Source organism: Pseudomonas sp. 10(2024), from assembly GCF_045164175.1.
Lineage (GTDB): Bacteria > Pseudomonadota > Gammaproteobacteria > Pseudomonadales > Pseudomonadaceae > Aquipseudomonas > Aquipseudomonas alloputida.
This window is the reverse complement of sequence record NZ_CP174006.1, coordinates 5825782-5847611: the sequence shown is the minus strand read 5'-3', so window position 1 is coordinate 5847611 and position 21830 is coordinate 5825782. Positions and strand designations below refer to the sequence as shown.

Annotated in this window: 20 protein-coding genes; 14 read left to right on the top strand and 6 right to left on the bottom strand. The window is 61.9% G+C overall.

Annotated elements, in window-relative coordinates; genetic code table 11:
* Positions 1-22: 22 nt before the first annotated feature.
* The gene (aspA, locus tag ACI7M0_RS26400; protein WP_029380744.1) at positions 23-1447 is read right to left on the bottom strand and encodes an aspartate ammonia-lyase; all 1425 of its coding nucleotides are present in this window, start codon (positions 1445-1447) and stop codon (positions 23-25) included.
* 182 nt (positions 1448-1629) lie between these two features.
* Between aspA and ACI7M0_RS26395 the strand changes: the two genes are divergently transcribed.
* The 5 genes from ACI7M0_RS26395 (at position 1630) to ACI7M0_RS26375 (ending at position 5335) form a co-directional block, all read left to right on the top strand.
* Positions 1630-2547 (top strand): LysR substrate-binding domain-containing protein, encoded by a 918-nt coding sequence (locus tag ACI7M0_RS26395; RefSeq protein WP_165366992.1) that lies wholly within the window; start codon positions 1630-1632, stop codon positions 2545-2547.
* Positions 2548-2814: 267 nt separating this feature from the next.
* On the top strand, positions 2815-3306 hold the full coding sequence (gene purE, locus ACI7M0_RS26390) for a 5-(carboxyamino)imidazole ribonucleotide mutase (RefSeq protein WP_003253304.1): 492 nt from the start codon (positions 2815-2817) through the stop codon (positions 3304-3306).
* Between the two features lie 10 nt (positions 3307-3316).
* Complete coding sequence (locus ACI7M0_RS26385; RefSeq protein WP_129933584.1) at positions 3317-4399, top strand: 5-(carboxyamino)imidazole ribonucleotide synthase; 1083 nt, start codon at positions 3317-3319, stop codon at positions 4397-4399.
* A gap of 108 nt (positions 4400-4507) precedes the next feature.
* On the top strand, positions 4508-4753 hold the full coding sequence (locus ACI7M0_RS26380) for a GlsB/YeaQ/YmgE family stress response membrane protein (protein ID WP_003253308.1): 246 nt from the start codon (positions 4508-4510) through the stop codon (positions 4751-4753).
* Positions 4754-4801: 48 nt separating this feature from the next.
* Entirely contained in the window at positions 4802-5335 is a 534-nt protein-coding gene (locus tag ACI7M0_RS26375; RefSeq protein WP_162497233.1) for a DUF3299 domain-containing protein, read from the top strand.
* Between the two features lie 122 nt (positions 5336-5457).
* Here ACI7M0_RS26375 and ACI7M0_RS26370 read toward each other — a convergent pair whose 3' ends face one another.
* On the bottom strand, positions 5458-6354 hold the full coding sequence (locus tag ACI7M0_RS26370) for a D-hexose-6-phosphate mutarotase (RefSeq protein ID WP_010955822.1): 897 nt from the start codon (positions 6352-6354) through the stop codon (positions 5458-5460).
* A gap of 71 nt (positions 6355-6425) precedes the next feature.
* Positions 6426-6824, bottom strand: a complete 399-nt coding sequence (locus tag ACI7M0_RS26365) for an acyl-CoA thioesterase (RefSeq protein ID WP_003253317.1) — start codon at positions 6822-6824, stop codon at positions 6426-6428.
* A gap of 361 nt (positions 6825-7185) precedes the next feature.
* Here ACI7M0_RS26365 and ACI7M0_RS26360 point away from each other — a divergent pair, with 361 nt between their 5' ends.
* The 8 genes from ACI7M0_RS26360 to ACI7M0_RS26325 all read left to right on the top strand — a co-directional run bounded on the left by ACI7M0_RS26360 (position 7186) and on the right by ACI7M0_RS26325 (position 17700).
* Complete coding sequence (locus ACI7M0_RS26360) at positions 7186-8475, top strand: MFS transporter (protein WP_014592874.1); 1290 nt, start codon at positions 7186-7188, stop codon at positions 8473-8475.
* Between the two features lie 236 nt (positions 8476-8711).
* A complete protein-coding gene (locus ACI7M0_RS26355) occupies positions 8712-9710 on the top strand; it encodes a phosphate ABC transporter substrate-binding protein PstS (RefSeq protein WP_010955820.1) in 999 nt (332 codons plus the stop codon).
* A gap of 138 nt (positions 9711-9848) precedes the next feature.
* Complete coding sequence (locus ACI7M0_RS26350; protein WP_104962826.1) at positions 9849-12137, top strand: ABC transporter permease subunit; 2289 nt, start codon at positions 9849-9851, stop codon at positions 12135-12137.
* Between the two features lie 71 nt (positions 12138-12208).
* Positions 12209-13825, top strand: coding sequence for a phosphate ABC transporter permease PstA (pstA, locus tag ACI7M0_RS26345; RefSeq protein WP_172830966.1), 1617 nt, complete (start codon positions 12209-12211; stop codon positions 13823-13825).
* Positions 13826-13898: 73 nt separating this feature from the next.
* Positions 13899-14732, top strand: coding sequence for a phosphate ABC transporter ATP-binding protein PstB (gene pstB / locus ACI7M0_RS26340; RefSeq protein ID WP_003253327.1), 834 nt, complete (start codon positions 13899-13901; stop codon positions 14730-14732).
* Between the two features lie 101 nt (positions 14733-14833).
* Positions 14834-15604 carry a phosphate signaling complex protein PhoU gene (gene phoU / locus ACI7M0_RS26335; RefSeq protein WP_003253329.1) on the top strand — a complete coding sequence of 257 codons (771 nt, stop codon included), beginning with the start codon at positions 14834-14836 and terminating at the stop codon, positions 15602-15604.
* A 162-nt stretch (positions 15605-15766) separates the two neighbouring features.
* Positions 15767-16657: a response regulator gene (locus ACI7M0_RS26330; RefSeq protein ID WP_020190120.1), complete on the top strand. Its 891-nt coding sequence runs from the start codon at positions 15767-15769 to the stop codon at positions 16655-16657.
* 146 nt (positions 16658-16803) lie between these two features.
* Positions 16804-17700, top strand: a complete 897-nt coding sequence (locus ACI7M0_RS26325; protein WP_010955815.1) for a peptidoglycan DD-metalloendopeptidase family protein — start codon at positions 16804-16806, stop codon at positions 17698-17700.
* A 12-nt stretch (positions 17701-17712) separates the two neighbouring features.
* On the opposite strand, the gene ACI7M0_RS26320 is transcribed toward ACI7M0_RS26325, so the two are convergent.
* From ACI7M0_RS26320 to phoB, 3 genes are all read right to left on the bottom strand, one after another.
* The gene (locus ACI7M0_RS26320; protein WP_129933586.1) at positions 17713-19053 is read right to left on the bottom strand and encodes a hemolysin family protein; all 1341 of its coding nucleotides are present in this window, start codon (positions 19051-19053) and stop codon (positions 17713-17715) included.
* A gap of 173 nt (positions 19054-19226) precedes the next feature.
* On the bottom strand, positions 19227-20534 hold the full coding sequence (gene phoR / locus ACI7M0_RS26315; protein WP_020190122.1) for a phosphate regulon sensor histidine kinase PhoR: 1308 nt from the start codon (positions 20532-20534) through the stop codon (positions 19227-19229).
* A 48-nt stretch (positions 20535-20582) separates the two neighbouring features.
* Positions 20583-21272, bottom strand: a complete 690-nt coding sequence (gene phoB / locus ACI7M0_RS26310; RefSeq protein WP_003253341.1) for a phosphate regulon transcriptional regulator PhoB — start codon at positions 21270-21272, stop codon at positions 20583-20585.
* A gap of 173 nt (positions 21273-21445) precedes the next feature.
* On the opposite strand from phoB, the gene ACI7M0_RS26305 reads away from it, so the two are divergent.
* The gene (locus tag ACI7M0_RS26305; protein WP_020190123.1) at positions 21446-21817 is read left to right on the top strand and encodes a hypothetical protein; all 372 of its coding nucleotides are present in this window, start codon (positions 21446-21448) and stop codon (positions 21815-21817) included.
* Positions 21818-21830 lie beyond the last annotated feature (13 nt).

Genomic DNA, 21830 nt, shown 5'->3' with positions numbered 1-21830 from the left:
GAGACTGTTTACAGCGGCCTGATTACGCCTTCAGCGGAACCAGACGTGGAGCGATCATGTTTTCCGGACGCAGGATGTCGTCGAGCATCGCGTCGTCCAGCAGCTTCTCTTCGCGCACCAGTTCCAGTACGCCGCGGCCGCTTTCCAGGGCAACGCGGGCGATACGGGTGGCGTTCTCGTAGCCGATGTACGGGTTCAGTGCGGTAACCAGGCCGATCGAGTGCTCGACCAGTTCACGGCAGCGCTGTTCGTTGGCGGTGATGCCGACGATGCAGTGCTCGCGCAGCATATCCATGGCGCGTTGCAGCAGGCGGATCGAGTCGAAGATCTTGTAGGCGATCAGCGGCTCCATCACGTTCAGCTGCAGCTGGCCACCTTCGGCGGCGACGGTCAGGGCCAGGTCGTTGCCCATGATGGCGAAGGCCACTTGGTTCACAGCTTCTGGAATAACCGGGTTGACCTTGCCTGGCATGATCGAGCTGCCTGGCTGACGCGCTGGCAGGTTGATCTCGTTGATGCCGGTGCGCGGGCCGCTGGACAGCAGGCGCAGGTCGTTGCAGATCTTCGACAGCTTGACCGCGGTGCGCTTGAGCATGCCGGAGAACAGCACGAAGGCGCCCATGTCGGAGGTGGCTTCGATCAGGTCGGCAGCCGGTACCAGCGGGTGGCCGCTGATGGTGGCCAGGCGCTGTACGGCCAAGGCCTGGTAGCCAGGGTCGGCGTTGATGCCAGTACCGATGGCGGTACCGCCCAGGTTGATTTCGGTCAGCAGTTCCGGAGCCAGCGAGCGCAGGCGCTGCAGGTCTTCAGTCATGGTGGTGGCGAAGGCGCGGAATTCCTGGCCCAGGGTCATCGGTACGGCGTCCTGCAGCTGGGTACGGCCCATCTTCAGTACGTGGTCGAATTCTTTACCCTTGGCAGCGAAGGCCTGGATCAGGCTATCAAGGCTGGCCAGCAGCGCGTCGTGGCCCAGCAGCAGGCCCAGGCGGATTGCGGTCGGGTAGGCGTCGTTGGTCGACTGCGCCATGTTCACGTCGTTGTTAGGGTGCAGGTACTGGTACTCACCCTTCTGGTGGCCCATGGCCTCCAGCGCAACGTTGGCAATGACTTCGTTGGCGTTCATGTTGGTAGAAGTACCAGCACCGCCTTGGATCATGTCTACCACGAACTGGTCGTGGAAATCGCCTTTGATCAGGCGGGCGCAGGCTGCGGAAATGGCAGCGTGCTTGGCATCGCTCAGGTGACCCAGCTCACGGTTGGCGTCGGCAGCGGCCTGCTTGACCATGGCCAGGGCCACGACAAGCTTGGGGTAGTGCGACAGCGGAACACCGGAGAGGTGGAAGTTGTTGGCAGCGCGCAGGGTCTGGATGCCGTAGTAGGCATCTGCAGGAACTTCAAGGGTACCCAACAAGTCTTTTTCGACGCGGAACGATGCAGCAGAGGACATGATGTATATCATCTCGATTTTGACCCGGCACATGCCGGAATGGCGCCAATCCTAGGCCTGAAGGTGTTTTTGCGGCCAATGCTATTGCACGCTAACCTATGCACAAACGGCATAGTGTTTCATGTGACGCCAATTGATATTCGAGCGTGTTCCATTTTGGTGCGCGCCGGGAGATGTGCTTCGTGAACCTTGAAAGCAAATGGCTGGAAGACTTCAGTGCTCTGGCCGCTACCCGCAGTTTTTCCCAGGCCGCAGAGCGGCGTTTCGTGACCCAACCGGCCTTCAGCCGGCGCATTCGCAGCCTTGAGGCGGCGTTGGGCCTGCAACTGGTGAACCGCTCTCGCACCCCCATCGAGCTGACCGAGGCTGGTCAGCTATTTCTCGTCACGGCACGTACTGTTGTCGACCAGTTGAGCGAAATTCTCCGTCATTTGCATCACCTGGAAGGCGGGCAGGGCGAAGTGGTGCAGGTAGCTGCGGCACACTCCTTGGCGTCGGGTTTCTTCCCCCGTTGGGTGGCCCAGTTGCGCAACGACGGTTTGAACATCGCCACCCGCCTGGTTGCGACTAACGTCGGAGATGCCGTACATGCACTGCGCGAAGGCGGCTGCGACCTGATGCTGGCGTTCTACGACCCGGACGCGGCCTTGCAGATGGATGCCGAGATCTTCCCGTCGCTGCACATGGGCACCACTGAAATGCTGCCGGTGTGCGCCGTGGATGCCGATGGCAAGCCATTGTTCGACCTCGAAGGTGAGGGCAGCGTGCCATTGTTGGCCTACACCGCCGGCGCATTCCTCGGTCGCTCGGTCAACCTACTGCTGCGCCAGCGCAACCTGCGGTATACCACCGTCTATGAAACCGCCATGGCCGACAGCCTCAAGAGCATGGCCCTGGAAGGGATGGGCATCGCTTGGGTGCCGCGTCTGTCCATGCGTGGCGAGCTCGAACGCGGTGAACTGGCGATCTGCGGCGGTAGCCAATGGCATGTGCCGCTGGAAATCCGCCTGTACCGCTGCGCGCTGGTGCGTAAGGCTAACGTCCGCTTGCTATGGCGCAAGCTGGAGTCGTCTGGAGTACAAGGTGAAGCGTCACTTTGAATTGTCCTTCAGGTATTCAGTGATTTGATGCAGGCGTGCAGCGCTCGTCGACCCCGAGGCAGCAGGAAAAAGTTGTCCCACGAGACAGCTTGCCCTTTGATCCGGCATGTGCTTGTAGGGGTGGGCGGCCAGCCTTTAAATACGTTACAATCCCGCGCCTTCGGCCGACCTGGTCGATTCAGAATCCGTATGACAAGCCACGCCGGCCCACCTGCGTGGCTTGTTGCTTTTAGCGCGCCAGAAGGCGCTTGCAGGAGAGGCTCGACGATGAGTGCACTGGTTGGCGTGATCATGGGCTCCAAGTCCGATTGGTCCACCCTTAGCCACACCGCCGATATGCTGGAAAAACTCGGCATTCCCTACGAAGTGAAGGTGGTTTCCGCCCACCGCACCCCGGATCTGCTGTTCCAGTATGCCGAGGAGGCTGAGGGCCGTGGCATCGAGGTGATCATCGCCGGTGCCGGTGGCGCAGCCCACCTGCCAGGCATGTGCGCCGCCAAGACCCACCTGCCGGTGCTGGGCGTGCCGGTGCAGTCGTCGATGCTGTCGGGCGTCGATTCGCTGCTGTCGATCGTGCAGATGCCAGCCGGTGTGCCGGTTGCCACCCTGGCCATCGGCCGTGCCGGTGCGGTCAACGCTGCCCTGTTGTCGGCCAGCATTCTGGGCGCCAAGTACCCGCAGTACCACGCGGCGTTGAAGCAGTTCCGCACGGAACAGACCGACACCGTGCTGGACAACCCAGACCCGCGCCAGGCTTGAGGCTCAACCCATGAAGATCGGTGTAATCGGTGGCGGCCAGCTGGGCCGCATGCTGGCCCTGGCGGGTACCCCGCTGGGCATGAACTTCGCCTTCCTCGACCCGGCACCGGACGCCTGCGCTGCGCCCCTGGGCGAGCACCTGCGTGCCGACTATGGCGATCAGGACCACCTGCGTCAGCTGGCCGACGAAGTCGACCTGGTCACCTTCGAGTTCGAAAGCGTCCCGGCCGAGACCGTGGCCTTCCTCTCGCAGTTCGTGCCGGTATACCCCAGCGCCGAATCGCTGCGCATCGCCCGTGACCGCCTGTTCGAAAAGAGCATGTTCCGCGACCTGGGCATCCCCACCCCGGCCTTCGCCGACATCCTCTCGCAGGCGGATCTGGACGCCGCAGTAGCCAGCATCGGCCTGCCGGCCGTGCTGAAAACCCGCACCCTGGGTTACGACGGCAAGGGCCAGAAGGTGCTGCGCACGCCAGAAGACGTGGTGGGTACCTTCGCCGAGCTGGGCAGCGTGCCATGCCTGCTGGAAGGCTTCGTGCCGTTCACCGGCGAAGTGTCGCTGGTGGCCGTGCGTGGCCGCGATGGCGAAACCCGCTTCTACCCGCTGGTGCACAATACCCACGAGAGCGGCATCCTGCGCTTGTCGGTGGCCAGCCAGGCACACCCGCTGCAGGCTCTGGCCGAAGATTACGTCGGCCGCGTGTTGCAGAAGCTGGATTACGTTGGCGTGATGGCCTTCGAGTTCTTCGAAGTTGACGGTGGCTTGAAGGCCAACGAAATCGCCCCGCGCGTGCACAACTCCGGGCACTGGACCATCGAAGGCGCCGAGTGCAGCCAGTTCGAGAACCATCTGCGTGCCGTGGCCGGCCTGCCACTTGGCTCGACCGCCAAGGTGGGCGAGAGCGCGATGCTCAACTTCATCGGTGAAGTGCCGGCCGTGGACAAGGTTGTCGCCATCGGGAACTGCCACCTGCACCACTACGGCAAGGCCTTCAAGGTTGGCCGCAAGGTAGGACACGCCACCCTGCGCTGCCCTGACATGGCCACCCTCGAGCGCAAGATTGCCGAAGTAGAGGCGCTGATCAGCAACTGATCGGGCTTCGAATCGAACTTCTGCAAGCGGCATGCCCTCTGAATGTGGCAACAAGCCGAAGCCCGTCTAGGCTTTGGCTTGTTCCAACTTCACTGCAGAGGGATTGCCATGGGTATCATTGGAACCATCTTCATCGGCCTCATCGTCGGCCTGCTGGCCCGCTTCATCAAGCCGGGCGATGACAGCATGGGCTGGATCATGACCATCCTGCTGGGTATTGCCGGCTCCTTGTTGGCTACCTATGGCGGCCAGGCGCTGGGTATATACCAGGCTGGGCAAGCGGCGGGCTTCCTTGGCGCGCTGGTCGGTGCCGTGGTGCTGCTGGTGATCTACGGATTCATCAAGAAACGCTGATTACTGGTTAGAATGCTCGGCAATTCATTCGAGTTGCCGAGCATTTTCATGCGTGCCTTTTTCCTCGTCCCCTTGCTGTTGGCCAGTACCCTGGCCCATGCCGAACTGCCCGAAACCGACTGGCTGGAGCTGATGCCCAAGTCGGACCAGAAGGCGCTGGAACAAATGCCTGAAATCGACCACAACTCGCCGGAAGCCATGGGCACCTTTACCGCCAAGGGTGGCCTCAAGCAGAGCAAGGGCCTGCCTGCGGTGATGTACTCGACCAAGACCGTTGCGGCCATGAATGGCAAGGACATCCGCCTGGGTGGCTACCCTGTGCCGCTGGAGAGTGACGCCAAGGGCAACAGCACGTTGTTCTTCCTGGTGCCGTACCCGGGTGCGTGCATCCATGTGCCGCCACCGCCGCCGAACCAGCTGGTGCTTGTGCGCTACCCGAAAGGCCTGAAGATCGATGACATCTACACACCGCTGTGGGTCAGCGGCAAGCTGAAGGTGGAGAAGGTCAGCAATGACCTGGCCGATGCGGCCTATGCGCTGGATGCAAACAAGGTGAGGGTGGTGGAAGACGCAGACCTTTGATAATTGCCCCGGCCTCTTCGCGGGCTTGCCCGCTCCCACAGGTAACCCACAATTTCGAGGCTTGTGGAGAACCTGTGGGAGCGGGCAAGCCCGCGAAGAGGCCGGTAATAAAGGAGCAGGGCTCAGATATTTTCACAACCGATCTGGACGCCCAGCGAATGACTCGCCCCAGGCTTCAACTCCACCAGGTCATCCCACACATTCGCTGTCTCGATGCACAGCATTCGCTGCCATCCATCGTCAGCCATGTCCGCCAGCTCCTTGGCCCGCTCGGTCCACGGGTTCCAGATCACCGCCGAGCGCGAGCCGCTGCTGGTCAAGGTAATCCGCCGATTCCAATGCGGGTCGACGATGCTGAGGGTCTGCGGGGTGTTCAGGTAGATCCGGTCCGTCTCCCCGGCAAACGTCAGTGCCCCCTGCTGCTGGCGCTGTTCCCAGCCCGCCAGGGTTTCGATATAACCCAGCCCGTCGACGCCCTCGACCCGTGCCTGGCGCACATCGCTGACCGCGAAGTAGCTATGCAGGGCCTGGCTGATGGTCACGGGGGTATTGCCCATGTTGCGGCTGGTCAGGCTCAGTTTCAGCTCTGCGCCCATCTCCACCACCAGTTTCAGCTCGACATCATGGGGCCAACCGGGCAGGTCGCCCTGCGCTTCAGGCAGTTCGAACTCGATCCGCAGGGTTTCGCCCACTTCCTCGATACCCAGCAATTGCCAGTCACGCGTGCGCGCAAGCCCGTGGGCAGGCGCCGGTGTTCCCTGGTACATGGCCTGGACGGCCTGAGGGTTGCGCTGCAGGTTGCCAAACCATGGCCAGCACACCGGTACCCCGGCGCGTACCGACTTGCCCTGGCGGAAGATGGCCTGGTCGCTCAGCCACAGCAGCGGCGGTTCGCCTACCTGCTGGTAGCTGAGGACCTGTGCGCCCTGCTGGGCGATCAGGAGTTCGGCACGGTCACTGCTGATACGCCAGCAGTTGAGTTCGCCATGTTGCTCGGTTACGACCTGAAAGGTAGCCATTGCGTTCTTCTCATTGATTGCCAGTGGGCCTTGGACCCGGGCAGATGCAATGAGTTTACCGCCAGCGTGGCTCAGCGACGAGGCACCGAGCGGGTACGACCACTGCCGTCAATGGCGACGAAGACGAATACCGCTTCGGTGACCTTGCGCCATTCGCTGGACAGCGGGTCGTCGCTCCACACCTCGACCATCATCTGGATCGAGCTGCGGCCGATTTCCAGGGTCTGGGTATAGAAAGACAGCTGTGCGCCGACCGCGACGGGCACCAGGAAGGCCATACGGTCGATGGCGACGGTGGCTACGCGGCCGCCGGCGACACGGCTGGCCATGGCCGTGCCTGCCAGGTCCATCTGCGCAACCAGCCAACCGCCGAAAATATCGCCAAACCCGTTGGTTTCTCGCGGCAATGCGGTGATTTGCAAGGCCAGGTCGCCTTGCGGGATTGGATCTTCTTGTTCGAGCTCAATCATGCGATGGGGCCTCTGACCCGTGACGCTTTTCGTTGGTGTGGCGCAAAGGCCGGGTAAACGATTCAGCTTGAAACATACTACGCCGATGTCGTTTCACTGGGCGGCCGTAGGGAAACTCTGCGAAACCGCCTGACAATAGTGACCGGCGTTTTCGCACAACATCCCACGTTAGGAGCAACATAATCCTACGAATTGCCAGTATATAGGGCATAACGGCCAGCGACGACCGCGCATTCACGAATATCTGTGTGGATTTTGTATCGCTTTCGGCGTAGCTCGGCAATTTGCTATCTTCGCCTGTCTCCAATCCAGAAGCCGCGCGCCAAGCGGCCTGCATGCCCTACAAAGAGAACAACGAGCGATGACTTCCGTGCCCAGCAGTATCGAGCAGCCCTCGCGGCCGCTGACCCGCAGCGACTACAAGACCCTCTCACTGTCCGCCCTGGGCGGTGCGCTGGAGTTCTACGATTTCATCATCTTCGTGTTCTTCGCCACGGTGGTGGGCAAGTTGTTCTTCCCGGCCGACATGCCCGAGTGGCTGCGGCTGATGCAAACGTTCGGCATCTTCGCCGCCGGCTACCTGGCGCGGCCGCTGGGCGGCATCATCATGGCCCACTTCGGCGACTTGCTCGGGCGAAAGAAGATGTTCACCCTGAGCATCTTCATGATGGCCCTGCCGACCCTGATCATGGGCCTGCTGCCGACGTATGCGCAGATCGGCATGTGGGCCCCGATCCTGCTGTTGCTGATGCGCGTGATCCAAGGCGCGGCAATCGGCGGCGAAGTACCGGGCGCATGGGTGTTCGTCTCTGAACACGTGCCGGCTCGCAACACCGGCTATGCCTGCGGCACCCTGACCGCCGGCCTGACCGCCGGCATTCTGCTGGGCTCGCTGGTAGCGACCTTGATCAACAGCGTGTACAGCGCGGAAGAAGTGGCTGACTACGCCTGGCGAATCCCGTTCCTGCTTGGCGGTGTGTTCGGCCTGTTCTCGGTGTACCTGCGCCGCTGGCTGCACGAAACCCCGGTGTTCGCCGAAATGCAGCAACGCAAGGCACTGGCCGAGGAGTTGCCACTGCGCGCCGTGCTGCGTGACCACCGTGGTCCGATCATCCTGTCGATGCTGCTGACCTGGATGCTTTCGGCCGGCATTGTAGTGGTCATCCTGATGACCCCGGCGCTGCTGCAGAGCATCTACCACATCAGCCCGACCGACTCGCTCAAGGCCAACAGCCTGGCCATCGTGTTGCTCAGCTTCGGTTGTATTGGTGCCGGCAGCCTGGCCGACCGCTATGGTGCGGGCCGGGTGTTCGTGATCGGCAGCCTGCTTTTGCTGGCCAGCTCCTGGGTCTTCTACCACAGCCTGCCGACCCGTCCCGAGTTGCTGTTCCCGCTGTATGCCGTGACCGGCCTGTGCGTGGGCGTGATTGGCGCAGTGCCTTATGTCATGGTCAAGGCGTTCCCGGCGGTGGTGCGTTTCAGCGGGTTGTCGTTCTCGTACAACGTGGCCTACGCCATCTTTGGCGGGCTGACGCCGATGGTGGTGACCGCACTGCTGAAGGTGAGCCCGATGGCGCCTGCCTACTACGTGGCAGGCCTGTGCGCCGTTGGTCTGGCCGTGGGCCTGTACCTGCTCGCCAACAAGCGCTGATCTGCGCTACGGCTACTGGCCTCTTCGCGGCTAAAGCCGCTCCTACAGGGTTTTGCACAAGCCTCAAGGCCGACACCAAACCTGTAGGAGCGGCTTTAGCCGCGAAGAGGCCAGACCTGCTTCCAGTGATGGCCTTTCATCCAATTGTCACAATGAAGTCATATCGTATTCATGCGGCCTGCCGATACTTGGGCCCGTTCCATCCAACACCCCAATATTCCTGCTAGGAGCAAGGCATGAAACTGAAGCGTTTGATGGCGGCCCTTACCTTTGCCGCCGCTGGCGTTGCAACCGCCAACGCGGTAGCCGCTGTCGATCCTGCGATCCCGACCTACACCAAGACCACTGGTGTTTCGGGCAACCTCTCCAGCGTTGGTTCCGACACCCTCGCGAACCTCATGACTCTGTGGGCCGAGGCCTACAAGAAGGAATATCCGAACGTAAACATCCAGATCCAGGCTGCCGGCTCCTCTACCGCGCCACCCGCGCTGACCGAAGGCACCGCCAACCTCGGCCCGATGAGCCGCAAGATGAAGGACGTCGAGCTGCAAGCCTTCGAGCAGAAGTACGGCTACAAGCCGACCGCCATCCCGGTCGCCGTCGACGCCCTGGCCGTGTTCGTGCACAAGGACAACCCAATCAAGGGCCTGACCATGGCTCAGGTCGACGCCATCTTCTCCTCCACTCGCCTGTGCGGTGGCAAGGCCGACATCAAGACCTGGGGCGACGTCGGTGTGACCGGCGACCTGGCCAACAAGCCAATCCAGCTGTTCGGCCGCAACTCGGTATCGGGCACCTACGGCTACTTCAAGGAAGAAGCCCTGTGCAAAGGCGACTTCAAGCCTAACGTCAACGAACAGCCTGGCTCGGCTTCGGTCGTGCAGTCGATCAGCTCCTCGCTGAACGGCATCGGCTACTCGGGTATTGGTTACAAGACCGCCAGCGTCAAGACCGTACCCCTGGCCAAGAAAGAAGGCGGCGAGTTTGTTGAAGACAACGAAGCCAACGCCCTGAATGGCACCTACCCGCTGTCGCGCTTCCTGTACGTCTACGTCAACAAGGCGCCGAACAAGCCTCTGGCCCCGCTGGAAGCCGAGTTCGTCAAGCTGGTGCTGTCGCAAGCGGGCCAGCAGGTGGTGGTGAAGGATGGCTACATCCCGCTGCCGGCCAAAGTCGTCGACAAGACCTTGGCTGACCTGGGCCTGTCGCACACCGGTAACGTTGCAAAGAAGTAAGTAATTAAGAAGAGGCCGGTGCCACTGCCCGGCCTCTTCCACGAATTTCCAGTCCGAAGCCAGGTCCCCTGTGCGGCGGGCTTTCGCGCGTCACCACTTTGTAATGTTTTTGTCACACGGGACCGCTAGGGTGTGCGCATGAATGATCTGGCCAATTCCAACATGACCCAAAACTCCCAGCCCGTGCGCATTGATTTCAATACGCCCGAGTTGCAACGCAAGCGCCGCATGCGCGCGCTCAAGGACCGCCTGACCCGCTGGTATGTGCTGGTAGGCGGGCTTGCCGTATTGGCGGCAATCACGTTGATCTTCTTCTACCTGGCTTATGTGGTGCTGCCACTGTTCCAGGGCGCCGAGCTGACCAGCAAGAAAGCCCTGGAGCCGACCTGGCTGCAGCAGGATGCCGGTAAGCCACTGATGATCGCGCTTGAAGAGCAGAATCAGGTGGGGATGCGTGTTTCGGACAAGGGCCAGGCATTGTTCTTCGATACCAAGACCGGTAACGAACTCAAGCGTGTCGAGCTACCCGTGCCGGCAGACACCCAGGTCACGTCCATCAGTACTGACCAGCCGGGCAGCGCGCTGGTGGTGCTGGGCCTGTCCAATGGCCAGGCGCTGGTTTTCCAGCACACCTACAAGATCACCTACCCGGACAACAAGAAAACCATCAGCCCTGGCATCGACTACCCGTACGGCGAGCAATCGTTCGTGCTTGACGAGCAGGGGCGTGCGCTGGACCACGTCAGCGTCAACGTCAATGGCGACACCCTGCTGCTTGCCGGCTCTACCGGTGCTCATCTGCAGGTGGTCGAGCTGACCCGCACGGAAAACATGATGACCGAAGAGGTCACCACCGAGCAGAACCGCATCGAACTGCCGCAAATGACCGAGACGGTGAAGAATATCTTCATCGACCCGCGCCAGCACTGGCTGTACGTGATCAACGGCCGTGCCACGGCCGACGTGTTCAGCCTGCGCGACAAGAGCCTCAACGGCCGTTACAAGTTGTCTGATAGCGCCGACACCGACATCACTGCCACGGCCCAGCTGGTTGGCGGCATTTCGCTGATCATCGGTGACTCCAAGGGGGGGCTGGCCCAGTGGTTCATGGCCCGCGACCCGGATGGCGAATCGCGCTTCAAGCAGATCCGTACCTTCCAGATGGGCAAGGCGCCGATCGTGCAGATTGACGCCGAAGAGCGTCGCAAGGGCTTCATCGCCCTGGATGCCGAAGGCAAACTGGGCGTGTTCCACAGCACTGCACACCGAACCCTGCTGGTAGAGCCGGCTGCCGAAGGCCCTGGCACGCTGGCCCTGTCGCCACGCGCCAACCGCATCATCATCGAAGAAGGCGGCAAGTTGTTGCCGTTGAGCCTGCGCAACCCGCACCCGGAAGTTTCGTTCAGCGCGCTGTGGGGCAAGGTGTGGTACGAGAACTACGACGAGCCGAAATACGTCTGGCAATCGACCGCGTCAAACACTGACTTCGAGCCCAAACTGAGCCTGTCGCCGCTGACCTTCGGAACCCTGAAGGCCGCGTTCTACGCCATGATCCTGGCCGCCCCGCTGGCCATTGCCGCAGCCATCTACACCGCCTACTTCATGGCCCCGCGCATGCGCCGCAAGGTCAAGCCGGTGATCGAGCTGATGGAAGCGATGCCGACGGTGATCCTCGGCTTCTTCGCCGGCCTGTTCCTGGCTCCGTACCTGGAAGGCCACCTGCCCGGTGTGTTCAGCCTGTTCCTGCTGATGCCGATCGGTATCCTGCTGGCCGGCTTCTTCTGGAGCCGGTTGCCGGAGTCGATCCGCCTGCGTGTACCGGATGGTTGGGAAGCGGCGATCCTGATTCCGGTCATCCTGTTCACTGGCTGGTTCGCCCTGACCATGAGCCCGCACCTGGAAAGCTGGTTCTTCGGCGGCGACATGCGCCTGTGGATCACCAACGATTTAGGCATCACCTACGACCAGCGCAACGCCCTGGTAGTCGGTATCGCCATGGGCTTCGCGGTCATCCCGAACATCTACTCGATTGCCGAAGATGCCGTGTTCAGTGTGCCGCGCAGTCTGACCCTGGGCTCGCTGGCACTGGGGGCGACGCCTTGGCAGACCCTGACCCGCGTGGTCATCCTCACCGCCAGCCCGGGCATCTTCTCGGCGTTGATGATCGGCATGGGCCGTGCGGTAGGCGAGACCATGATCGTGCTGATGGCTACCGGCAACACGCCGGTGATGGAGATGAACCTGTTCGAGGGCATGCGCACCCTGGCCGCCAACGTGGCTGTGGAAATGCCGGAATCGGAAGTCGGTGGCAGCCACTATCGCGTGCTGTTCCTGGCCGCCCTGGTGCTGCTGATGTTCACCTTCATCATGAATACCTTGGCCGAGCTGATTCGCCAGCGTCTGCGCAAGAAATACTCGTCGCTTTGATAGAAAGGTAGCGATCCGTGAAAAAGGATTCCCTCAAAGGCTGGTTCAAGAGCGGCGCCCCAGGCGTCTGGATGAGCGGCGGCGCGGTGGCCATGGCCGTGATCATGACCGTCGGCCTGCTGGCGGTGATCGCCGTGCGCGGCCTGGGCCACTTCTGGCCAGCCGATCTTGTCCAGGCCACCTACAAGGTGCCAGGCCAGGCCGATCACGTCGTCATTGGCGAAGTGGTGCAGAAGGAGGAAGTACCCCGTGCTCGTCTGAAGGGGGCTGGCCTGCCAGTGCCTGACCAGGGCCCGGAGTTCATGACCCGCGAGCTGATCAAGGTGGGTAACCGCGACCTCAACGGCAGCGACTTTACCTGGGTGGTCGGCGACTGGCTGGTCGACGAACAGCGCCCGGCTGACCTGATGGCCCTTGAGCGCCGCGAGTGGGGCAACTTCTATGGCTACCTGGTCAGCGTCAAGGAACAAGGCCGCGTGGTTGCTGAAGGCCCGGCTGCCTGGAACGAACTGCAGGCCCGCCTCAAGCGAGCCAACCAGCTCAACAGCGAGCTGCAGCAGCTGGAGAAAAAGGACATCGGTGCCATCAACCATGGCCTTGAGCGCCTGCGCCTGCAAGCGCGCAAGCTGGAGCTGGACGGCAAGCTGGACGCCGCCGCCCAGGCCGACATGGACGCCGACCGTGCCGAACTGAACAGCCGCTACAAGGCTATCGAAGACCGCCTGACCGGCCTGCACCAGGCGTTCTCCCGCGACAGCCTGGTGGCCCGGGATGGCAACGGCCGTGAAGTGGAAATCAACCTGAGCAAAGTAGTGCATGCCGTCCAGCCGAACGGCATGTCGGCCTTCACCAAGTTGGGCACCTACTTCGGCAAGGTCTGGGAGTTCCTCAGCGACGACCCGCGTGAAGCCAACACCGAGGGCGGTATCTTCCCGGCCATCTTCGGTACCGTGATGATGACCCTGATCATGGCCGTGATCGTTACCCCGTTCGGCGTGCTGGCTGCCGTGTACCTGCGTGAATACGCCAGGCAGGGCCCGGTCACCCGGCTTATCCGCATTGCGGTGAACAACCTGGCCGGTGTTCCTGCGATCGTCTACGGTGTGTTCGGTCTGGGCTTCTTCGTCTATGTGCTGGGCGGCTCGATCGACCGCCTGTTCTTCCCCGAAGCGCTGCCGGCGCCGACCCTGGGTACCCCGGGCCTGCTGTGGGCATCGCTGACCCTGGCATTGCTGGCGGTGCCGGTGGTGATCGTGGCCACCGAAGAAGGCCTGGCGCGAATCCCGCGCACCGTGCGTGAAGGCTCGCTGGCGTTGGGCGCAACCAAGGCCGAGACCCTGTGGAAAATCGTCCTGCCCATGGCCAGCCCGGCCATGATGACCGGCATGATCCTCGCCGTGGCCCGTGCCGCCGGCGAAGTGGCGCCGCTGATGCTGGTAGGTGTGGTGAAGCTGGCGCCGTCGCTGCCGGTGGATGGAAACTACCCGTACCTGCACCTGGACCAGAAGATCATGCACCTGGGCTTCCACATCTATGACGTCGGCTTCCAGAGCCCGAACGTCGAAGCCGCGCGGCCGCTGGTTTATGCCACTGCGCTGCTGCTGGTGCTGGTGATCGCGACCCTCAACCTCTCTGCCGTGTGGATTCGCAACCACCTGCGCGAGAAGTACAAGGCGCTGGACGGCTGACCCTGATTGCAAGCGTGCCGCCCGTAAGCCGGGCGGCCCTTTTGAAACGACTTGATAGCGTATGGAGTTGACCATGCAGCAAGATTCCCACACCCATGGCATCGACATGTCTGCCCTGGGCCGCAACAAGCAGAGCCTGCGGATGGCTGAAGAAACCGTGGCCATCGAAGTGCCAGGCCTGAGCCTGTTCTATGGCGACAAGCAAGCGCTGTTCGACGTGCAGATGAACATCCCGAAGCAGCGCGTGACCGCCTTCATCGGCCCATCCGGCTGCGGCAAGTCGACCCTGCTGCGCACCTTCAACCGGATGAACGACCTGGTTGACGGTTGCCGTGTGGAAGGTGCCATCAACCTGTACGGCAACAATATCTACCGCAAGGGCGAAGACGTTGCCGAACTGCGCCGGCGTGTGGGCATGGTGTTCCAGAAGCCGAACCCGTTCCCCAAGACCATCTACGAGAACGTGGTCTACGGCCTGCGCATCCAGGGCATCAACAAGAAGCGCGTGCTTGATGAAGCCGTCGAGTGGGCGTTGAAGGGCGCGGCCTTGTGGGACGAGGTCAAGGACCGCTTGCACGAGTCGGCGCTGGGCCTGTCCGGTGGCCAGCAGCAGCGTCTGGTCATCGCCCGCACCATTGCCGTTGAGCCGGAGGTGCTGCTGCTTGACGAACCCTGCTCGGCGCTGGACCCGATCTCGACCTTGAAGGTCGAAGAACTGATCTATGAATTGAAATCCAAGTACACCATCGTCATCGTGACCCACAACATGCAGCAAGCGGCGCGTGTTTCGGATTACACCGCGTTCATGTACATGGGCAAATTGGTCGAATTCGGTGATACCGATACCCTGTTCACCAACCCGGCGAAGAAGCAGACGGAAGACTACATCACCGGTCGCTACGGCTAAGCGCCGCTCGCGAAACAGGCACCTTGGTGTCTGGCACCGGCGTTGCCGGTGTTCGCGGGTGAACCCGCTCCTACAGGGCCGCGCTACCAAAGGACAAAACGATGATCAACAAAGAAAGCCTTACCCATCACATTTCCCAGCAGTTCAACGCCGAGCTCGAAGAGGTGCGCAGCCACCTGCTGGCCATGGGCGGGCTGGTGGAAAAGCAGGTCAACGACGCGGTTACCGCGCTGATCGAAGCCGACTCTGGCCTGGCCCAGCAGGTACGCGAGGTTGACGAGCAGATCAACCAGATGGAGCGCAACATCGACGAGGAGTGCTTGCGCATCCTCGCCCGCCGCCAGCCAGCGGCCTCGGACCTGCGCCTGATCATCAGCATTTCCAAGTCGGTGATCGACCTGGAACGCATCGGTGACGAGTCGACCAAGATCGCCCGCCGCGCCATCCAGCTGTGCGAAGAGGGCGAGTCGCCGCGTGGTTATGTCGAAGTTCGCCACATTGGCGACCAGGTGCGCAACATGGTCCGGGATGCGCTGGACGCCTTTGCCCGCTTCGACGCCGACCTGGCGCTGTCGGTGGCCCAGTACGACAAGACCATCGACCGCGAATACAAGACCGCGCTGCGTGAGCTGGTGACCTACATGATGGAAGACCCGCGCTCTATCTCGCGGGTGCTGAGCGTGATCTGGGTGCTGCGCTCGCTGGAGCGTATTGGCGACCATGCGCGCAACATCTCCGAACTGGTGATCTACCTGGTGCGCGGCACCGACGTGCGCCACATGGGCCTCAAGCGCATGACGGCAGAAGTGCAGGGCACTGCTGTCGCCAACGGCGAAAAGGCTAATGTTCCGGGTGAATCTGACGATAAGTAAGGTTGCTCCCGAGCATCGACGCCCGGCCTTGGCCGGGCGTTTTCGTTTGCGGTCGAGAGCCGGCAGGCACCCGCGAACGATGTGAAGAAGTCCCGGCGTGACCAGGTTGTAGCAAGTGGCCATCATTGGCAGTAGGCTAGTCGGGATTCAAAAGGAGTATCGATGAGTAAAGTGAATGTGCTGGTCGTGGATGACGCCCCGTTTATCCGTGATCTGGTCCGCAAGTGTCTGCGTAATGCCTTCCCGGGTATGGCCATCGACGACGCTATCAACGGTCGCAAGGCCATGGCCATGCTCGGCAAGGAAGCGTTCGACCTGGTCCTGTGCGACTGGGAAATGCCGGAAATGTCTGGCTTGGAATTGCTGACCTGGTGCCGTCAGCAGCCTGCACTGAAGAACCTGCAGTTCATCATGGTGACCAGCCGTGGCGACAAGGAGAACGTCATTCAGGCGATCCAGGCGGGTGTTTCCGATTTTGTAGGCAAGCCGTTCACCAACGAGCAACTGCTGACCAAGGTAAAGAAAGCCCTGACCAAGATCGGTAAGCTCGACAGCCTGATGGCCATCGGCCCGGCGCGAGCCAACCCGGCGTTTGCCAACGACTCGTTGAACGCGCTGACTGCGGGCAAGCCCGAAGCGGTCAAGGTGGCGGCGCCGACACCGGCACCGGCCAAGCCTTTGGTCGCGGCGCCCGCACCTGCCGCCCCCGCGCCGAGCGGCCGTGGCCAGGGCCAGCTGCGCCTGGCCAGTGGCATGCAGCCATGCGTGATCAAGGCGTTGAGCCTGAAAGAGGCACTGCTGGTGGTACGCCGCAACGAAGCGCTGCCACAGGTGCTGGAAGGTGCGGTGCTGGACCTGGAGCAGGGCGAAAGTGCCGAAGTCGCTCGCCTGAACGGCTACCTGCATGCTGTCGCGGCGCTGGAGCCAAAACCTGACAGTGACTGGTTGCAGTTGACGTTCAAGTTTGTCGACCAGGATGCCCAGAAGCTCGACTACCTGTCTCGGTTGATTGCCCGCGGCACTGCGCAGAAGCACTTCACCCCCGGTGCCTGACCCCGGCCCCGCGCCATGCTTTGGGCAGGAGCAGCACAAGGCTGCTTCTGCCCAAGCCCGAGTTGCCCCATCCGACCAACTGCAATACCTACCGTAAAACCCGCTGCTAGGCTTCGACAGATCATAACTGTCAAAAAGCCACTATCATGCCCGCGCGCCTGCTGCTGTTTTGTGCATTGCTCATGGCCTCAGCGTCGAGCCAGGGCGTGACCCTCTACAAGATCACCGACGATTCCGGTGTCATCTCCTATTCCGATCGCCCTGGCCCCGGCGCCAAGCCCTTGGTGTTGCTCGAGCCCATGGTCGAAACGCTCGAAGGCCAGGTACTGCTGAACGCGAAAACCTTCGACGGTGGCGTGAGCTTTTCGGCACGAAACGAGCTGCATGTGCCGGTAGAGGTAGAGTTGCGGCTGGACAACCTGGTCAACGCACAAGGCGGCGATGCCCCGCGTATCGTGCGCCGGCTGCTGCCGCCCCGCACCACGCAGATGCTCAGTGTGCTCAGGGGGCGGCCCGGGCTGCTGCTGAACTACCGTTCGACCCTGCTGCAGGCCATGGGTGACCCGGGCAAACGGCCCCAGGGCTTCCGCTATGCGTTCCCGTGGATTGGCGGGCCGTTCCGCGTCACTCAGGGCCCCAATGGCCGCGTCAGCCATTTTGGACCCAAAGGGCGCTACGCCATGGATATCGCCATGCCCGAAGGCACGCCCATCATCGCGGCGCGGGAAGGGGTGGTGGTGAAGACGCAGAACAGCCAGAGCGGGCGCGGCCCCAACCCCTCGGGTAACTTTGTCAGGATTTTGCACCCGGATGGCACCATGGGCGTATACCTTCACCTGATGCGTGGTTCGGTGGTGGTGGCGGAGGGGCAACGGGTACGGCAGGGCCAGATGCTGGCCAAGTCGGGCAATACCGGCAACAGCACTGGGCCGCACCTGCATTTTGTGGTGCAGCGCAATGTGGGGTTGGCGCTGGAATCGATACCTTACCGCTTCGACAGACCGATCAGCGGGTTGCCGGATTTCACTGCCGGCAACCCCTGACCGATTTGGCCATCAATCCAGCTTCAGCACCTTGGCCAGGACGATCTTGGGCCCTTTCATCTTCTTGATGATGATGCGCAGCCCTTCGACCTCCAGCACTTCCTCTTCTTCAGGCACGCGCTTGAGCGTCTCGTAGATCAACCCGGCCAGGGTTTCGGCCTCGATGTGGTCAAGGTCGATACCCAGCAGGCGCTCGACCTTGAACAGTGGGGTGTCGCCACGCACCAGCAGCTTGCCCGGCTGGTAGGCGAGAATGCCGCGCTCGGTCTTGCGGTGCTCGTCCTGGATGTCGCCTACCAGCACTTCCAGCACGTCTTCCATGGTCAGGTAGCCGATCACCTTGCCATCGGCTTCCTCGACCAGCACGAAGTGCGCGCCGCCCTTACGGAACTGCTCCAGCAACTGTGCCAGCGGCATGTGCCGCGACACGCGTTCGAGTGGCCGGGCAAGGTCCTCCAGGTCGATGGTCTCTGGCAAGTGCTCCAGCTCAGCCAGCTCCAGCAGCAGGTCCTTGATGTGCAGCAGGCCGGTGAATTCTTCGCGCTCGGCGTCGTACACCGGGTAGCGGCTGAACTTGTGGCGGCGCACCAGGCCCAGGATCTGCTTCAGAGGCGCATGTGCGTCGATGCTGATCATGTCCTCACGCGAGTTGGCCCAGTCGACCACTTCCAGCTCGCCCATTTCCACGGCCGAGGCCAGCACGCGCATGCCTTGGTCGCTTGGGTCCTGACCACGGCTGGAGTGCAGGATCAGCTTGAGTTCTTCGCGGCTGTAGTGGTGCTCGTGGTGCGGGCCAGGCTCGCCCTGGCCAGCAATGCGCAGGATGGTGTTGGCGCTGGCATTGAGCAGGTAGATGGCCGGGTACATCGCCCAGTAGAACAGGTAAAGCGGCACGGCGGTCCACAGCGACAGCAGCTCTGGCTTGCGGATAGCCCAGGACTTGGGGGCCAGTTCGCCGACCACGATGTGCAGGTACGAGATGACGAAGAAGGCGACGAAGAACGAGATCGCCTTGACCAGCTCGGCGCTGTCCACGCCGAGATAGGCCAGCAATGGTTCCAGCAAGTGGGCGAAGGCGGGCTCACCCACCCAGCCCAGGCCCAGCGAGGCGAGGGTGATGCCCAATTGGCAGGCCGACAGGTAGGCGTCGAGCTGGTTGTGAACCTTGCGCAGGATGTTGCCACGCCAGCCGTGCTTTTCGGCGATGGCCTCTACGCGTGTGGCGCGCAGTTTGACCATGGCGAACTCTGCAGCAACGAAGAAGCCGTTGAGCAGCACCAGCAGTAAGGCAAAGATGATCATGCCGAAGTCGGCGAATAGCGAGGTGAGGCTAATACCAGAGGAAGGGTCCATGATGGAGTTTTTTCGGGGTCCGTCTTTGAGATAGAGAGAAAAAAAGTGCCAGCTTTTGCTGGCACAGGGGATCCAATGTAGCGGCTGGGGCTGTAAAAGCAAAGGGCAGCGGACTCATTGCGGGCCCAGTGGCAGCCGGCATGCCCGCAAAGGGCTGCGCCGCAGCCCCAATCTCAAGCCTTTTCGTTGGCCAATTGTGCTGGCGGAAAGTGACAGGTAAAGGTGCTGCCATGCCCCGGTACACTGCTGATTTCCAGCTTGCCGCGGTGGCGCATCAGCACATGCTTGACGATTGCCAGCCCCAGCCCGGTACCGCCGGTATTCGATGCACGGCTGGAGTCTACCCGGTAGAAGCGCTCGGTCAGGCGTGGCAAGTGCTTGGCATCGATGCCCACCCCCGAGTCCTGCACCGACAGGTGTGCGCCCTGGGCATCGACCCACCAGCGGATGCGGATGTTGCCTTCGTCCTGGGTGTACTTGACCGCATTGAACACCAGATTGGAAAAGGCACTGCGCAGTTCCGACTCGCTGCCCTTCAGCTTGACGCCAGGCGCCGCTTCCAGGCTGATGCGCTGGTTGCGCGGCCCGGACAAGGCCTGGGCGTCGTTCTTGATGGCGGCGAGCAGGGCATCGACTGCCACCGGCTGGTTGTCCGATGGGTAATCGGTGGCTTCCAGTTTGGCCAGCAGCAACAAATCGTTGAGCAGGGTTTGCATGCGCGAGCCTTGCTGGCTCATCTGCTGCAGGGCGCGGCTCCACCGCGGGTTCACGTCCTCGACGTTGTCCAGCAGGGTTTCCAGGTAGCCGGTGATTACCGTCAGCGGCGTGCGCAGCTCGTGGGACACGTTGGCGACGAAGTCCTTGCGCATCTGTTCCAGCTGGTGAATGCGGGTGACATCGCGCACCAGCATCAGGTGTTCATTGTTGCCGTAGCGGGTGATGTGCAACTGCACTCGCATGCGGTCATTGATCGGCGAAGGGATTTCCAGCGGTTCGAGGTAGTTTTCTGCCTCGAAGTACTCTTTGAAGAGCGGGTGGCGCACCAGATTGGTCACTTGCTGGCCGCCGTCCTGTGGGGTCTTGAAGCCCAGCAGAGTCTCGGCGGCGCGGTTCCACCATTCCAGGTTGCCGTCGCTGTCGAGCATGATCACCGCGTCACGCAGCGCAGCGGTGGACTCCTGCACCCGGTCGATCACTGCCTGCAGGCGGCCCCGTACGCGCTGGTCGCGGCGTTGCAGGTGGTAGATGCTATCGAATACCTCGCCCCACAGGCCGTAGCCATCGGGCGGTGCTTCGTCGGGTTGGTGATTGCGCAGCCAGTCGTGCAAGCGCAGCAGTTGCTTGAGGGTCCAGCCCAGATAGAGCGCCAGGCCAATGGCCAGGCTCCAGCCGTAGTAGCCGCTGACCAGCCCGCCGATCAGGCAGACGGTAATCAGCAACAGCAGATGGCGAATCAGGGTTGCGTGCCAGTTCTGGTTCAATTGACGGTCCTTGTACAACGACGTGCAGCTTGGCGCTCGGGAACTCGATCAGCTCTTGGTCGAGAAACGGTAGCCAGTGCCCCGGACGGTTTGTACCAGATTCTCGTAAGCTTCACCCAGTGCCTTGCGCAGGCGACGGATGTGCACGTCGACGGTACGTTCCTCGACATAGACGTTGCCGCCCCACACCTGGTCCAGCAGTTGGCCGCGGGTATAGGCGCGCTCCTGGTGGGTCATGAAAAACTGCAGCAGGCGGTATTCGGTAGGGCCCATCTCGGCCGGCTTGCCGTCGATGGTCACACGGTGGCTGATCGGGTCGAGCAGCAGGCCGCCAACCTCGATCGGCGCCTCGCTGTCGCTCGGGCCAGTGCGGCGCAGCACGGCTTTCAGTCGCGCTACCAGTTCACGCGGCGAGAACGGCTTGGTGATGTAGTCGTCGGCGCCCACTTCCAGGCCCTGGATCTTGTTGTCTTCTTCACCCTTGGCGGTGAGCATGATGATCGGTATATCACCGGTCAGCTCGTCGCGCTTCAGGCGGCGGGCCAGCTCGATGCCGGAGGTGCCCGGCAGCATCCAGTCGAGCAGGATCAGGTCCGGTTTGCGGTCGACGATGATCGCGTGGGCCTGTTGGGAGTTTTCCGCTTCCAGGCAGTCATAGCCGGCCATTTCCAGGGCAACGGCGATCATCTCGCGAATGGGCGCTTCGTCGTCGACGATCAGAATGTTCCTGCCTACCATGCTCAAAACCTCTCCTGGATTCGGTGTCTTGGCCCGCATTAGATAACGGAATTATTGCAGCTGTGTGACAGGGTGTTGGCCGTTCTGGCGACATTCCGTGACTGAACTAGGCTACAGAGGGCCGCTTTGATGGCAACCCGAACTCATTTCCCCCCGAAACAATGGTGAATCCAATGACACGACATACGCTGAGCTGGATGGCCCTATTCACTGCGTTGGCGCTGCCGGGGGTGGCGTTGGCCCACCATGCCATGGAGAAGGATGGCATGTGGGTCGATCATGCCGGCATGACCCTGTACACCTTTGACAAGGATGCGGGTGGCAAGTCGATGTGCAACGGCGAGTGCGCCAAGAACTGGCCACCGTTGATGGTCAAGAAAGAAGACGAAGCACCGAAGGATAAATGGACCCATGTAACGCGTGACGACGGCTCGATGCAGTGGGCTTACGACGGCAAGCCGCTGTATACCTTCATCAAGGACAAGAAGGCCGGTGACATGACCGGTGACGGCATGAAAGACGTCTGGCACGTTGCCAAGCCTTGAGGTAGCCGGGGCC